At 68.4% G+C, this 14070-nt stretch carries 11 protein-coding genes; 7 read left to right on the top strand and 4 right to left on the bottom strand.

Going from position 1 to position 14070, the window contains the following annotated elements; translation table 11 throughout:
• Window positions 1–40: 40 nt before the first annotated feature.
• Window positions 41–358, bottom strand: a complete 318-nt coding sequence (locus tag ACZ0AE_RS00685; RefSeq protein WP_137191338.1) for a DUF4156 domain-containing protein — start codon at window positions 356–358, stop codon at window positions 41–43.
• A gap of 173 nt (window positions 359–531) precedes the next feature.
• On the bottom strand, window positions 532–3399 hold the full coding sequence (locus ACZ0AE_RS00680; RefSeq protein ID WP_463600146.1) for a M16 family metallopeptidase: 2868 nt from the start codon (window positions 3397–3399) through the stop codon (window positions 532–534).
• 404 nt (window positions 3400–3803) lie between these two features.
• Here ACZ0AE_RS00680 and ACZ0AE_RS00675 point away from each other — a divergent pair, with 404 nt between their 5' ends.
• Both ACZ0AE_RS00675 and trmL read left to right on the top strand, forming a co-directional pair.
• Window positions 3804–4271, top strand: coding sequence for an XAC0231 family protein (locus ACZ0AE_RS00675; RefSeq protein ID WP_448132722.1), 468 nt, complete (start codon window positions 3804–3806; stop codon window positions 4269–4271).
• A 43-nt stretch (window positions 4272–4314) separates the two neighbouring features.
• On the top strand, window positions 4315–4791 hold the full coding sequence (gene trmL / locus ACZ0AE_RS00670) for a tRNA (uridine(34)/cytosine(34)/5-carboxymethylaminomethyluridine(34)-2'-O)-methyltransferase TrmL (RefSeq protein ID WP_448135010.1): 477 nt from the start codon (window positions 4315–4317) through the stop codon (window positions 4789–4791).
• A gap of 152 nt (window positions 4792–4943) precedes the next feature.
• On the opposite strand, the gene ACZ0AE_RS00665 is transcribed toward trmL, so the two are convergent.
• Window positions 4944–6107, bottom strand: coding sequence for an acyl-CoA dehydrogenase family protein (locus tag ACZ0AE_RS00665; RefSeq protein WP_038691223.1), 1164 nt, complete (start codon window positions 6105–6107; stop codon window positions 4944–4946).
• Window positions 6108–6224: 117 nt separating this feature from the next.
• Here ACZ0AE_RS00665 and ACZ0AE_RS00660 point away from each other — a divergent pair, with 117 nt between their 5' ends.
• From ACZ0AE_RS00660 to ACZ0AE_RS00650, 3 genes are all read left to right on the top strand, one after another.
• Window positions 6225–6725, top strand: a complete 501-nt coding sequence (locus ACZ0AE_RS00660; RefSeq protein ID WP_463600145.1) for a GNAT family N-acetyltransferase — start codon at window positions 6225–6227, stop codon at window positions 6723–6725.
• Window positions 6726–6958: 233 nt separating this feature from the next.
• Window positions 6959–8635 carry an electron transfer flavoprotein-ubiquinone oxidoreductase gene (locus ACZ0AE_RS00655; protein WP_463600144.1) on the top strand — a complete coding sequence of 559 codons (1677 nt, stop codon included), beginning with the start codon at window positions 6959–6961 and terminating at the stop codon, window positions 8633–8635.
• Window positions 8636–8724: 89 nt separating this feature from the next.
• A complete protein-coding gene (locus ACZ0AE_RS00650) occupies window positions 8725–9111 on the top strand; it encodes a c-type cytochrome (RefSeq protein WP_463600143.1) in 387 nt (128 codons plus the stop codon).
• Between the two features lie 15 nt (window positions 9112–9126).
• On the opposite strand, the gene ACZ0AE_RS00645 is transcribed toward ACZ0AE_RS00650, so the two are convergent.
• Complete coding sequence (locus ACZ0AE_RS00645; protein WP_463600142.1) at window positions 9127–12723, bottom strand: ATP-binding protein; 3597 nt, start codon at window positions 12721–12723, stop codon at window positions 9127–9129.
• A gap of 78 nt (window positions 12724–12801) precedes the next feature.
• Between ACZ0AE_RS00645 and ACZ0AE_RS00640 the strand changes: the two genes are divergently transcribed.
• Both ACZ0AE_RS00640 and ACZ0AE_RS00635 read left to right on the top strand, forming a co-directional pair.
• Window positions 12802–13440: a response regulator gene (locus tag ACZ0AE_RS00640; protein WP_448132717.1), complete on the top strand. Its 639-nt coding sequence runs from the start codon at window positions 12802–12804 to the stop codon at window positions 13438–13440.
• 164 nt (window positions 13441–13604) lie between these two features.
• Window positions 13605–14009 carry a glycine zipper 2TM domain-containing protein gene (locus tag ACZ0AE_RS00635; protein ID WP_038691231.1) on the top strand — a complete coding sequence of 135 codons (405 nt, stop codon included), beginning with the start codon at window positions 13605–13607 and terminating at the stop codon, window positions 14007–14009.
• The last annotated feature ends 61 nt before the right edge of the window (window positions 14010–14070 follow it).

Raw genomic sequence — 14070 nt, 5'->3', positions numbered from 1 at the left:
CACGCCCGGGCGTATGGTGCGGCCGGGCGGCCTGAAGGGTTCAGCGCGGCGGGCACTGGAAGGCCAGAAAGCGCTGGCTGCCATCGGCCGGCTGGCCGGCGGCCTGGACCGCATTGGCCCCGGCGCTGGGGGCTTCATTGCGTGCCAGGGTTTCCAGTTCTTCCTGCACGCGCAAGGGGTTGCGGTTGTAGAAGCCCACCTTGCTCTTGACCGTCACCACCACCTCGCCCTTGGTCTGGCAGCCGCTGGGCACCTGCCCGGCCGGCAGCACGCGCACGGTCTTGCCCACCGGTTCGATCGGCACCCAGGTGCAGGCGGTGGCGCTGAGGGTGAGCAGGGAAAGCAGAAGAACGCGCATGTGGGAAACCTGGCTGGGCGACGAGAAAGGAGTGTGCGGGAAACGGCTGAATCGGGGGTGATGGGGTGCCGGGCGGTGGCCCGGCACCCCATCGGGTGGCGTTGTCGAGGGTGCCGGCCTGGGGCCGGCATTACCTTGGGTTGGGATCGCGTGGAGCCGGCCAGCGGCCGGCACTACCGGGCGGCGGGGGTGGCGGCCGGAGCCGTTTCCTTGCCGTCGGCGTCGATCACGTGGACCTCGCCGATGTTCAGCGCGCGGACTTCCTTCTCGGTCTGCTTCAGGTCGCCGACCACCACCCAGGTGAGGGTGTTGGGGTCCAGCGTGGCGGCGGCCTGCTGCACCTGCGCCGGGGTCATCGCCTCGATCTCGGCCTTGCGCTTGAACACGTAATCGTCCGGGCGCTGGTAACGCACGATGCTGCTGATGGTCCCGAGCACCGCGCTGGCGGTCTCATAGGCACCGGGCAGGCTGAGCGTCTGGATGTTGCGGATGCGCGCCACTTCCGCCGCCGTGGCCGGCTTGGCACCGCTGGCGAAGTCGCGGATGTCCTTCTGCAGTTCCTGCATCGACTCGGCGGTCTTGTCGATCTGCACCGGGGCACGCGCGCCCCACGGACGCTGGCCCAGCGTGGACGGGGCGCTGCTGCCGGCGCCGTAGGACCAGTGCTTCTCCTCGCGCAGGTTCATGTTCAAGCGCGAGGTGAAGTCGCCGCCCAGCACGCCGTTGGCGATGTCGAAGCGGGTGCTGCCCGGGTCCATCGCCGAGGGCACCAGCTGGCTGGCAAACAGGTTGGCCTGCACCGCGCCGGGCTGGTCGATCAGGTACACGCGGGCGTGGGTGGGACGGGCCACGTCGGCCGGTGCCTTGACCTGCGGCGCGGTGCCGGTGCTCTTCCAGTCACCGAACTGGCGCTCCAGCAGCGGCACGATGTCCTTCAGGGTGGTGTCACCCACCACGATCAGGGTGCCCTGTTCGGGGCGCAGCGCGTCGCGGTGGAAGCTGACCAGGTCGTCGCGGGTCAGCGACTGGATGTCCGCCTCGTTGCCGCTGCCGGTGAACGGAATGGCATACGGATGCCCGGCGCCGTAGAGCAGGGTGGGCATGACCCGCATCGCGGCCGCGCTGGGGTTGACCTTTTCCTGCTGGATGCCGGCGATCCAGGTCGCCTTGACCCGGTCGATCTCGCCCTGCTCGAAGCGCGGCTGGCGCAGCATGTCCGCGTACAGGGCCAGCGACGGCGCCAGGTTTTCCTTCAAGGCCGACAGGTAGACGCTGGCACTGTCCAGCGACGCCGAGGCGCCAAGGGTGGCACCCAGTGCGTCGGCGGCGTTGGCGAAGGGCAGCGCGCCGAGCTTGCCGGCGCCTTCGCCCATCAGGTCCATGGTGAAGTTGGCGGTGCCCTGCTTGCGGCCCTGGTCGGCGGTGAAGCCACCGGGGAACTCATAGCTGAACTGCACCACCGGGATGTCGTGGCGCTCGGCCAGGATCACCTTGGTGCCGTTCTTCAACGTGGCGCGGTGCAGCTGCGGGAACTTCAGTTCCGGGAAGGTCTTGGTCTGCGGTACGCCGGTGCTGCGGTCGACCTGCTTGGGCAGGGTGGTGTACTTGGTATCCACGGCCGGCACGGTGAACGGCTTGGGCGACTGCGACGGCAGTTCGGCCAGCGCCACGCGCGCGCCCGGTTCCACCACGATGGTGTGGTCGCCCACGCCCAGCCACTTGGCGCCCACCGCGCGCACGTCGGCGGCGCTGGCCGCGTCGATGTTGGCCAGCGATCGGCGGAAGCAGCCCGGGTCGCCTTCGAACACGGTGCACTCGGCCAGCGCGTCGGCCTTGCCGCCGAACCCGCCGATGCGCTCGATGCCGCGGATGAAGCCGGCGCGGAAGGCGGTCTTGCCGCGGCTCAGTTCGTCGGCGGTGGGACCGTCCTTGGCCAGGCGCTTGATCTCTTCATCGATGATCGCCTCCACCTTGGCCGGGTCCACGCCCTGCTTGACCGTGGCCATCACCACGAAGTTGGAGCCCAGCTGCGAGCTGTAGGCACCGGCGCTGATGTTGTCCACCAGCTTGTCCTGGTGCAGCAGGCGCTGGTCCAGGCGCGAGGACTTGGCCCCGCCCAGCACCTGGGCAAACAGCTGCAGCTGGTCGATGTCGGTGGTGCCGACCTGGGCCACGTTCCAGGCGCGGTAGATGCGCGCCTGCGGCACCTTGTCGGTCATCACCTCGCGGGTGCTCTTCTCGCGCTGGGCCACGTCCACCTTGGGCTGGGCCATGGTCGGGCCGGCCGGGATGTCACCGAAGTAGCGGGCGACCTTTTCCTTGGCGGTGGCCACGTCGATGTCGCCGGCCAGCACCAGCACCGCGTTGTTGGGGCCGTACCAGGTGCGGAACCAGGTTTTGACGTCATCCAGCGATGCGGCGTTGAGATCGTTCATCGAACCGATCACGCCGTGGTGGTACGGGTGGCCCTCCGGGTACATGGCGCGGGTCAGCTTGTCCCACACCTGCCCATAGGGCTGGTTCTCGCCCTGGCGCTTCTCGTTCTGGACCACGCCGCGCTGTTCGTCGAGCGCGGCCTGGTCGATCGCGCCAACCAGGTGGCCCATGCGGTCGGACTCCATCCACAGCGCCATGTCCAGCGCGGTGGTGGGCACGTTCTCGAAGTAGTTGGTGCGGTCGGTATTGGTGGTGCCGTTCTGGCCGGTCACACCGACCTGCTTGAAGGGTTCGAAATATTCGCCGTCGTGGTTTTCGCTGCCCTGGAACATCAGGTGTTCAAACAGGTGCGCAAAGCCGGTGCGACCGGCCGGTTCGTCCTTGCTGCCCACGTGGTACCAGACGTTGACCGCCACGATCGGCGCCTTGCGGTCGGTGTGCACCACCACGCGCAGGCCATTGGGAAGGGTGAACTGCTCGAACGGAATGTCGACCTTGGCCGGCGTGGCGGGCTTGGCCAGCGCAGGGGCCGGCACGACGCTGCCCAGGGCGGCGGAGAGCGCTACAGCCAGCAGCGCGGCACGCGGGCGAAATTGGACGGTCATTCCGGTTCCTTGGTCATGAAAGTGAAGGCCGATCCTAGCGCGTGACGGGCGCCTGCGGCATCGGCCAACAGTCACTGCGGGTCCCGTGGGTGTTTTCGGGGTTGAAGGCCAAGGCAGCGGTCAGCTCGGCCCTGCCTGAACGCCTGGGCGCGGACACCGGCGCACCGCCATCGGACAGGTGTCCGGACAGCGGACACCCCGTCAGTGGCGAAAAACCCTTACGAATCAACGAGAAAAAGTTGGCACGGCACCTGCTTGGTACTGGCTGTGGCAAAGGCAGGAACAGATCCAACATGACTGCCCGATGAACCGAAACGAAAAAGTTGAAATTGTTCTTGCATGCCCCGAATCGGTGTACTACCTTACTACCACACCACTGCCCACCAACACTAAACAGGCCCGCCATGAACACCAAGACCCTCGCCATTGCCATCGCCCTCGCCGCCGGCGCCGCGTTTGCTTCGAACGTGCAGGCCGCCACCATCACCACCCTGGACACCGTGCAGGTGCGTCCGTCGGCCGACCAGATCGCCCAGGCCGAGATCGAGCGCACCAGCGCCATTCCGACCCTGTCGCTGGTGGAAGTCCGCCCGGGCGCCGGCCTGATCGCCGACTACCGCGCCGAGCTGGCCGGCAGCCGCCGCGTGACCACGCTGGCCGCCGTCGAAGTCCGTCCGACCGCCGAGCAGTACCAGGCGCTGGCGGCCGAGCAGGTGACCCACCGCGATTACGTGGCCACGCTGGCCGCCGCTGCCACCGCCGTTGCCCGCGACGTGATCGTCAATCTGCCGGCTCTGCAGGTGCGCCCGTCGGCCGCCGATCTGCAGGCCCTGGCGCTGGAAACCGCTGCCCAGGTGCTGGTCCGTCCGTAATCGGTTGCTGCGGTAATACGCAGCAGCCGCGTAAACTGCGGCCATGACCGCGCCCACGTTCCACGTCATCCTGTTCCAACCCGAAATTCCGCCGAACACCGGCAATGTGATCCGCCTCTGCGCCAACACCGGCGCGCGGCTGCACCTGATCGAGCCGCTCGGTTTCGACCTGAGCGACAAGCAGCTCAAGCGCGCCGGCCTGGACTATCACGAATACGCTCGACTGCAGGTACATCCCGACCTGGATACCGCCCTGCAGGCCATTGCACCCAAGCGCTTGTTTGCCCTGAGTACCCGCGGCAGCGTGCGTTACGACACCCCGCAGTTCGCCGACGGCGATGCCTTTCTGTTCGGCCCGGAAACCCGCGGGCTGCCCCAGGACCTGCTCGACGCGCTTCCCGATGGCCGGCGCCTGCGCCTGCCGATGCAGCCGGACAACCGCAGCCTCAATCTGTCCAACACGGTCGCCGTGGTGATGTACGAGGCCTGGCGGCAGAACGGGTTTGCCGGCGGGGAATAGGACGCCGTGCCGACCAACGGTCGGCACCTACCGGCGATGCAGGCATTTACCGGCCGCGTACACCTGCCGGCCGCGTAGCACCTGACCGTTGGTCAGGTGACCCCTTCAACGGTAGTGCCGGCCGCTGGCCGGCTCCCGACACCGCCGACACCCTAGAACGCGTTGATACCCGTCAGCTCCCGCCCGATCACCAGCTGGTGCACGGTTTCGGTGCCCTCGTAGGTGATGACCGATTCCAGGTTCAGCGCGTGGCGGATCGCCATGTGTTCGGTGGTGATGCCGGCGCCGCCGAGCAGGTCGCGGCATTCGCGGGCGATGTCGATGGCCATGCGGCAGTTGTTCCACTTGGCCAGGCTGACCTGCTGCGGCTGCAGCTGGCCGGCGTCCTTCAACCGGCCCAGCTGCAAGGCCAGCAGCTGCGCGGTGGTGATGCGCCGGGCCATGTCGGCCAGCTTGATCTGTGCACTCTGCGTGGCCGCCACCGGCCGGCCGAACAGCACGCGCTGCTTGGTGTAGTTCAGCGCCTCGTCCAGGCAGGCCACCGCCGCGCCGATCGGGCCCCAGCTGATGCCGTAGCGCGCCTGGTTCAAGCAGCCCAGCGGGCCCTTCAGGCCCTGCACGTTGGGCAGGCGGTTGCGCTCGGGCACGCGCACGTTGTCGAAGAACAGCGCGCCGGTGAGCGAGGCGCGCAGGCTCATCTTGTGCTTGATTTCCTGCGTGGTGAAGCCGGCCATGCCCTTTTCCAGCACGAAGCCCTGAATGCCGTCTTCGGTGTGTGCCCAGACGATGGCGATGTCGGCCACCGGGCCGCTGGTGATCCACATCTTGCTGCCGTTGACCAGCCAGTCGCCGCCGTCGCGCACCGCGCGCGTCTTCATCGCCGCCGGGTCGGAGCCGCCGTGCGCTTCGGTCAGGCCGAAGCATCCGATCACCTTGCCGGCGGCCATGTCGGGCAGCCAGCGCGTGCGCTGCTCCTCGCTGCCGTAGGCAAAGATCGGGTACATGCACAGCGAGCTCTGCACCGACACGAAGCTGCGCAGGCCCGAATCGCCGCGTTCCAGTTCCTGGCAGATCAGCCCGTAGCTGACCGCGTTGAGCCCGCCGCCGCCGTACTGCTCGGGCAGGCTGCAGCCGAGCAGGCCCAGCGCGGCGATCTCCGGAATCAACTCATCCGGGAAGCGCCCCTGGTCGAAGGCGTCGCCGATGATCGGCAGCACGCGCTCGTCGGTGAAGCGCGCCACCGTGGCCTGCACGGCGCGCTCCTCGTCGCTGAGCAGGGAGCGGACATCAAACAGGTCATACGGATTCAGTGACATGGCTACCCGGGCGTGATGGCGATCAAACAGGGGGCCATTGTGGTCGCTGCGCCGCGCCGGGCCAAGGCACGCCGCAGCACGGCCTACACTGTGGCTTCCCTCGTACAGGAGCCGGACATGCGGATCCGCGACGAACACCCCGCCGACCGGGATGCCATCCATGCCCTCACCCGCGCGGCCTTCGCCGACGCCCCGCATAGCAGCGGCACCGAACAGTTCATCGTCGATGCGCTGCGCGATGCCGGCGCGCTGGCGGTGTCGCTGGTGGCCGAAGACGACGATGGCATCGTGGGCCACCTGGCGCTGTCGCCGGTGCAGCTCAGCGACGGCAGCCTGCACTGGTACGGGCTGGGGCCGATCTCGGTGGCACCGGAGAAGCAGGGTCGCGGTATCGGCAGCGCCTTGATGCACGCCGCGATCGAGACCCTGCAGCAGCGCCAGGCCGCCGGCTGCGTGGTGCTGGGCGATCCGGGCTACTACGGGCGGTTCGGGTTCGAAGCCGACCCGCGCCTGCGCCTGCCGGGCATCCCGGCCGCGTTCTTCCAGGCGCGCCGGTTGCGCGGCGACAGCCCCGATGCCGACGTGCGCTACCACGCCGGGTTCGAAGCCAGCGCGTGAAACCGGGCGACAGCACGCGCGCCGCGCGCGCATCCGTGCATTGATGCAGCGCAACAAAAACACCCGCGAACGGTGTGGCGACGTGGTGCCAACGTCGGCGATCTAGGCGTAAACGCCGCGTCCCGGTACCCTGCTCATCTGATCCAGCCGTTGCGCCGTGTGTCCCGCGCGCGATTCCCAGGCAACCGCCGCCGGCTCCGGCCGACGGTACTACCCAAGAGTTACGCACCCCCATGAGCGAACAGATCCCCGCCCTGCCCCCGCGTGAAGCCATGGAATTCGACGTGGTGATCGTCGGTGCCGGCCCCGCCGGCCTGGCCACCGCGATCCGCCTGCGCCAGCGCGCCATCGAGGCCGGCCGCGAGTTGTCGGTATGCATCCTGGAAAAGGGCTCCGAGCCCGGCGCGCACATCCTGTCCGGCGCCATCATGGACCCGCGCGCGCTCACCGAACTGTTCCCGGACTGGGCCGAGCGCGGCGCACCGCTGAAGCAGAAGGTCACCCGCGACGCGTTCCTGTTCCTGAGTGAAACCGGCGCGCGCGGCACCCCGCACGCGCTGCTGCCCGAGTGCTTCCACAACGACGGCAACTACATCGTCAGCCTGGGCGAGGTCACCCGCTGGCTGGCCCAGCAGGCCGAAGCGCTGGAAGTGTCGATCTTCCCCGGCTTCCCCGCCGCCGAAGTGCTGTACACCGCCGACGGCGCGGTGATGGGCGTGGCCACCGGCGACATGGGCATCGAAAAGAACGGCCAGCCCGGCCCGAACTTCGAGCGCGGCATGGAACTGCATGCCAAGTACACGATCTTCGCCGAAGGCTCGCGCGGCCACCTCGGCCGCCAGCTGATCGCCCGCTACCAGCTCGATGCCGGCAAGGACCCGCAGGCCTACGGCATCGGCATCAAGGAGCTGTGGCAGATCGACCCGGCCAAGCATGAGCCGGGCCTGGTGGTGCACGCCGCCGGCTGGCCGCTGGACAACGACACCTACGGCGGCGCGTTCCTGTACCACGCCGACGGTGGCAAGGTATCGATCGGCTACGTGGTCGGCCTGGATTACAAGAACCCGTGGCTGAGCCCGTTCGAAGAGTTCCAGCGCTTCAAGACCCACCCGTCCATCCGCAAGCACCTGGAAGGCGGCAAGCGCATCGGTTACGGCGCCCGCGCGATCACCGCCGGTGGCCTGATGTCGCTGCCCAAGACCGTGTTCCCCGGTGGCGCGCTGGTGGGCTGCGAAGCCGGCTACCTCAACGTCAGCCGGATCAAGGGCAGCCACGCCGCGATCAAGACCGGCATGCTGGCTGCCGATGCCGCCTTCGATGCGCTGGCGGCCGACCGCCAGCACGACGAACTGAGCGCCTACCCGGCCGCGTTCGACAGCAGCTGGCTGCATGACGAGCTCAAGCAGTCCAAGAACTTCAAGCAGTGGTTCAAGAAGGGCCAGACCGTGGCCACGCTGATGACCGGCATCGAGCAGTGGCTGCTGCCCAAGCTGGGCATCCGCAACCCGCCGTGGACGCTGCGCCACAGCACGCCGGACCATGCCTGCCTGGAACCGGCGGACAAGCACACCAGAATCGTCTATCCCAAGCCCGATGGCGTGCTCACCTTCGACCGGCTCAGCTCGGTGTTCCTGAGCAGCACCAACCATGCCGAGGACCAGCCCAGCCACCTCACGCTGAAGGACGCCAGCGTGCCGGTGCAGGTCAACCTGGCCGAATACGCCGGCCCGGAAGCGCGTTACTGCCCTGCCGGCGTGTACGAGTTCGTGGGTGCGCAGGGCAGCGAACAGCTGCAGATCAACGCGCAGAACTGCGTGCACTGCAAGACCTGCGACATCAAGGATCCCACCCAGAACATCGTGTGGGTGACCCCGCAGGGCGGCGGCGGCCCGAACTACACCGGCATGTGAGGCACCCGGCCTGCGGCCTTTGGTCGCAGGCCGCGGCGGCGCGGGCGCTGGCTATCATCTGCGCTTGCCCTTGCCCGACGAGTCCGACGATGCCGTTGCTGCGCCTGTGCTGTGTGCTGGTTGCCTGCCTGGGGCTGGCCGCCTGCGCGCGCGCGCCGCAGACGCCCGAACAACAGCACCAGCAGCAGCTGCAGCGCGCGTTCGCGATCTGCGCCGGCTGCCACACCGTCACCCCCGGGGGCGTGCACCGCTTCGGCCCCAACCTGCACGGCGTGATCGGGCGGCGTGCCGGCAGCCTGGGCGACTACCCCTATTCCAACGCCATGCGCCAGGCCGACCTCACCTGGAACGAGACGACCCTGGATGCGTTCCTGCGCGCACCGGCCAGCGTGGTGCCCGGTTCGCGCATGCTCAACGCCACGGCCGATCCGGAGCGGCGCAGGCAGGTGATCGAGTACCTGCAACAGGCGCGCTGAGCCGCGCTGCAGCCATCACGTGGCCTGCAGCGACGCCAGATAGCTCCGCAGGTCGTGTTCGAATGCATCCAGCTGTGCGGTGCACGCGTCCACGCCATCCTCCTGGACATGCTGCATCAGCGCACGGGCCTGTTCGGCCAGGGTGGTGGCGCCCAGCGTGCCCAGCCCACCGACGATCCGGTGCAGCACGTCGCCCACCGTCGCACTGTCGCCTTGAGCGCGAGCCAGCTGGCCGCGCTGCAGATCGTCCTCGGTGGTGCTTAGCATGCTCTGGATCATCACATCGGCCACGTGCGCCGAGCCGAAACGCTGGGTGATCGCCTCGCGGCTCGGGGCCGCCGGTACCGGGGCGGGAAGTGCCGACGCCGACGCCATCGTCGCGTCGACCGGCACGTCACCGTCGGCCGGCAGCCAGCGCAGCAGCATCTGCCGCAGCGTGGCCAGCGCCACCGGCTTGGCCAGCAGGTCGTCCATGCCGGCCTCGCGGCAGCGCTGCAGATCCTCGGCCAGCGCACTGGCGGTCAGCGCCACCACCGGCACGCGCGGCGTGCCACGTTCCCGCTCGCGTTCGCGCAGGCGCCGGGTCATGGCATAGCCATCCAGCACCGGCATCCGGCAGTCGGTGATCACCAGGTCGAAGGCGGCATCCTCCAGCAGGTCCAGCGCCGCCTGCCCGTGCACGGCCACCTCGTGGGTCAGGCCCAGCTGCTGCAGCCGCCATCGCATCAACGCCTGGTTGGTGGGGTGGTCTTCGACCACCAGAATGCGACGCCGGCGCAGCGTCTCCGGCAGGGTATCCGGCGCAGGCTCGCTACCCGCCGCCGCGTCGTGCGGTTCGGCGGCCGGCACCACCGGCAGCGGCAGCTGCACTACCACCTCGGTGCCTTCGCCAGGCACGCTGGACAGGTCCAGCTGACCGCCCATCAACGCCACCAGACGCTGGCAGATGCTCAGGCCCAGCCCGGTGCCGCCGTACTGGCGGGAGATGGCGGCATCGGCCTGGGCGAAGGGTTTGAACAAGCGCTCGCGCTGTTCGTCAGAGATGCCGATGCCGCTGTCGGTCACGGCCAGGCGCAGCCATTGCGCGCCATCTTCCTCGCGCGCGACGGCAAGGACCATGGACACCCGCCCCTGTTCGGTGAACTTGATGGCGTTGCTGAGCAGGTTGAACACGATCTGGCGCAACCGCATGCCATCACCCAGGTGCATGGCCGCCACCCCCGGCTCGACGTGCAGCTGCAGTGCAAGGCCCTTGACCGATGCCTGTGGCGACAGCAGCTGCCGCACATTGTCGAGCAGGCCGCGCAGGCCCACCGGCTGCAGCTCCAGGCGCAGCCCGCCGGCTTCGATGCGCGAATAGTCCAGGATGTCATCGAGGATGTGCCGCAGCATCTGCGCCGAGTCCTCGATCACCGCGATGATGCGCCGCTGCTCACCATCCAGGGGCGTGTGCGAGAGCACTTCCACCATGCCCAGCACGCCACTCATGGGGGTGCGGATCTCGTGGCTCATCGTGGCCAGGAAGTCGGCCTTGGCGGCCGCAGCGCGCTCGGCCGCCGCCTTGGCGACGGCCAGCGCATCGGCCTGCGCGCGTGCCTCGGTGACGTCGACCCAATAGCCACTCCACAGCATGGCGCCATCGTCGATGGCATAGGGCAACGCGCGCGACCGCACCCAGCGCACGTCACCATGGGGGCTGGTACGGAACTCCATGTCCAGTGGCGCGAAATCGCGCGACGCCTGATCCAGGGCATGCCGCACACGCTGGCGATCCTGCGGATCAATCTGAGCCATCACGCGGGATTCGTCGGCCATGGCGTCGGCCACGGTCAGTCCGAACAGGGCTTCCATGTCACCGGCGATGTACGGGAAGGAGAACCGGCCCCTGCTGTCACGTCGCGCCTGGTAGACCGTCGCGGGCAGGTTGTCGGTGACATCGGCCAGGCGCTGCTCCAGGCTGCGCCGCATGGCCACTTCACGACGTAGCCGCCAATGCCCCCAGCCGTGCACCAGGATGGCGGTGAGCAACACCAGGGCCAGCGGCACGGCCCAGCGCGCGATCGACCGCCAATCCAGCTCGTTGCGGTACTCGGCGGCAAGCCAATCACTGCGGATCGCTTCGTGTTCGCGCGGGGTCATGCCCACCAGCACGCGATCGAAGGTGGTGGCCAGTGGCGCATATTCGCGCCGCACCGCCAGCGACAGCGCGTCGTTGAACCCGGCCGGGGCGGTGACATGCAACTGCGCCGGATAGCGTTCGCGCACGAGCCGGTCAACCATGGCCAGGTTGCCGACATACGCGTCGGCGTCGCCATCGGCCAGCCGTGCCAGCGCCTGCTCGGCACTGCGCGCCGGCACGATCCGGGCGTTCGGCGCGCGCTGCAGCACATAGCCGCGTAGACGGTCCGGATCGGACAGCAGGATGCTGCGCCCATCCAGGTCATCCAGGCCCAGTACCGCCGGGCTGTCGCTGCCCACCACGATCACATTGGGCACGGTGATGAAGGGTTGGCTGAACACCCAGTCGCGGCCCAGATAGGCCGAATCATTGGGAACGCCCATGATCACGTCGACCTCGCCCTTGCGCGCCTGCTCGCGCACCTCGAACCAGTCGTAGGCGGGGACATTCACCAGGTGGGCGCCGACAAGCCGCAACTGGCGCAGATAGTCACCTGCCACGCCGCTGGGCTGGCCGCCGCGATCGATGAAGGCCAGCGGGACCGCATTGGGCGCAAAACCCATGCGCAGCGAGCGCGACAACACGCGCTTCTCCGCGTTGCCCAGGATCAACCGCGACTGGCTGGACCAGCTCAGTGGCGACAGCCAGCGCCGCGCAAGTGCATCGCGGTCGGCTTGCGAAAGCTGGGCCAGCACGCTGTCCATGGCTTCGGCCAACGGCTGCTTGGCGTGGGGCACGCCGAAGTGCAGGCGCTCGGGCGGCAGGTCGCTGGGCCGCAACAGGGTGGCCGGATCCAGCCCGTGGGCGCGGATCAATGCGCTGGCGACATAGGCGTTGCCGATGTACACGTCGGCCTCGCCATGGGCGACCATGCGCAGCGCGCTCAGGGTGTCATTCGAATCGACCTGACGCGCCGACGGAAACCGCGCGCGCACCTGGCTGCTGGTCACAAAGTCGCGCTCGGTCACCACGCGCAGGCCCTGCAGGTCCGGATCGGTCGAGGTCCGGGTATCGTCCAGTCGGCCGACCACCGCCAGTGGCGCGTCGACGTAGCCGCGGGTGTACACCATGCACAGCGTGCGGTCTGCGGTGAGGGTGATGTTCATCACCACATCCACTTCGCCGCGGCAGGCGGCGTCCAGCACTTGGCTCCACCCGTTGTAGCGGCGTACCTCCACCTGCACGCCCAGTCGTTGTGCGACCAGCGTCATGTAGTCGTAGCCCAACCCCTCCACCCGACCGTCCCGAATCGATTCGAACGGCGGCCAGCCGCTGTCGTACAGGCCAAGGATGATGGTAGGGTGCCGACCAAGCCATTCACTCTGGCGAGGCGAAAGCGTCGGGCCGGTGGCGGGTGCATCGGCCCCTGCGGCCAGCATCGGCACGCAGGCCAGGACGATCAGCAGCAGCCAGCGGACAACCGGAGTACGCATGCAGTCCCATCTCCGTAGAATGATCTCTCGCCCACGGCCTGGCCCGTGCGGCATCCGCCCCGGCAACCATACCAGCCCATGACACTTCGCATCATCATCGCCGACGACCACCCGGTGGTCCGGATCGGCACCAAGGCGGTGATCGAATCCAGCGGCGTGGGCGTGGTGGTGGCCGAGGCCAGCAGCGCCGACGAATTGATGGCCGCGCTGGCCAGCGAGCCCTGCGATGTGCTGGTGACAGACTACTCGATGCCCGGCAGCCAGCAGGCTGACGGGTTCACCATGATCGGCATGATCCGGCGCCGCTTTCCCGACCTGCCGGTGCTGATGCTGAGCGTGTCCAACAACCTGGCCATCCTGCGCATGGTGGCCTCCACCGGCGTGCTTGGGCTGGTCGACAAGACCTCCTCGATGGAAGAGCTGCCGCTGGCGATCCAGACCGTGCAGCGCGGCCTGCCGTATGTGAGCCGCACGCTGAAGGAACGCATTGACGCAATCGGCACCAACACGGTCGATGACGTCGGTACCAAGCCGCTGTCGCCGCGTGAAATCGAGGTGCTGCGCCTGCTCGGCAGCGGCCAGACCGTGAAGGAGATCGCCCTGCAGCTGCACAAGAGCGTCAGCACGATCAGCCGCCAGAAGGGTGATGCAATGCTCAAGCTCGGCCTCAAGGGCGATGCCGAACTGTTTGACTACCTGCGCGACGGCGAGATCTGACCCCCGCGCCGGACCTTGCTGGACCCTGAGCGGGCACCGGCACTTTCAGCCTCGCTTCATCCGCATTGCCGCTAGATGAATACGCAGACCCACCCGGGCCGCGCGGCAATGTTCCGACAATGTTGGAACCCCAGCGTGGCCTGTACCCGACTGGAGAACCGAACATGCTCAACATTTCCGCACTCAGCCTTCGTGGCCTGGCCGTGGCCCTGGCCCTGACGGTCGGCCTGGCCGCCGTCGGCGACGCCAGCGCGATGTCCCGCAAGGACAAGCGCACCGTGGTAGGCGCGGTGGTGGGCGGCGTGGCCGGCCACCTGCTCTCCAACGGTGATACGGCGGCCACCGTGGGCGGCGCGGTGGCCGGCGGCGCCATCGGCAACCTGACCACCCGCGACAAGCGCGACCACCGGTACGACCGTGGCTACGACAACCGCCGCTATGACGATCGTCGCCATGACCGCCGCTACGGCTATGACCGCGGCTATGACCGTCGCAACGACCGTGGCCGCTGGGAACGCGAGCAGCGCGATCGCCGCAACTGGGACCGCCAGCACGGCCGCGGCTGGTAAACACCGCCCCACCGTGTGCAGCGACTTCAACGGGCGGGTCGATGACCCGCCCGTTGTGCGT

The sequence above is a fragment of the Stenotrophomonas sp. AC248 genome, from assembly GCF_979258185.1.
The sequence above is the reverse complement of the archived record's forward strand: the minus strand, read 5'-3'. Positions and strand labels throughout refer to the sequence as shown.

What these genes read in the sequence shown, in the direction of transcription:
- ACZ0AE_RS00665 (WP_038691223.1), bottom strand. Translation starts at nt 6,107, where the DNA reads ATGTCACTGAATCCGTATGACCTGTTTGATGTCCGCTCCCTGCTCAGC.
- ACZ0AE_RS00675 (WP_448132722.1), top strand. Translation starts at nt 3,804, where the DNA reads ATGAACACCAAGACCCTCGCCATTGCCATCGCCCTCGCCGCCGGCGCC.
- ACZ0AE_RS00645 (WP_463600142.1), bottom strand. Translation starts at nt 12,723, where the DNA reads ATGCGTACTCCGGTTGTCCGCTGGCTGCTGCTGATCGTCCTGGCCTGC.
- ACZ0AE_RS00685 (WP_137191338.1), bottom strand. Translation starts at nt 358, where the DNA reads ATGCGCGTTCTTCTGCTTTCCCTGCTCACCCTCAGCGCCACCGCCTGC.
- ACZ0AE_RS00660 (WP_463600145.1), top strand. Translation starts at nt 6,225, where the DNA reads ATGCGGATCCGCGACGAACACCCCGCCGACCGGGATGCCATCCATGCC.
- ACZ0AE_RS00650 (WP_463600143.1), top strand. Translation starts at nt 8,725, where the DNA reads ATGCCGTTGCTGCGCCTGTGCTGTGTGCTGGTTGCCTGCCTGGGGCTG.
- trmL (WP_448135010.1), top strand. Translation starts at nt 4,315, where the DNA reads ATGACCGCGCCCACGTTCCACGTCATCCTGTTCCAACCCGAAATTCCG.
- ACZ0AE_RS00640 (WP_448132717.1), top strand. Translation starts at nt 12,802, where the DNA reads ATGACACTTCGCATCATCATCGCCGACGACCACCCGGTGGTCCGGATC.
- ACZ0AE_RS00635 (WP_038691231.1), top strand. Translation starts at nt 13,605, where the DNA reads ATGCTCAACATTTCCGCACTCAGCCTTCGTGGCCTGGCCGTGGCCCTG.
- ACZ0AE_RS00655 (WP_463600144.1), top strand. Translation starts at nt 6,959, where the DNA reads ATGAGCGAACAGATCCCCGCCCTGCCCCCGCGTGAAGCCATGGAATTC.
- ACZ0AE_RS00680 (WP_463600146.1), bottom strand. Translation starts at nt 3,399, where the DNA reads ATGACCGTCCAATTTCGCCCGCGTGCCGCGCTGCTGGCTGTAGCGCTC.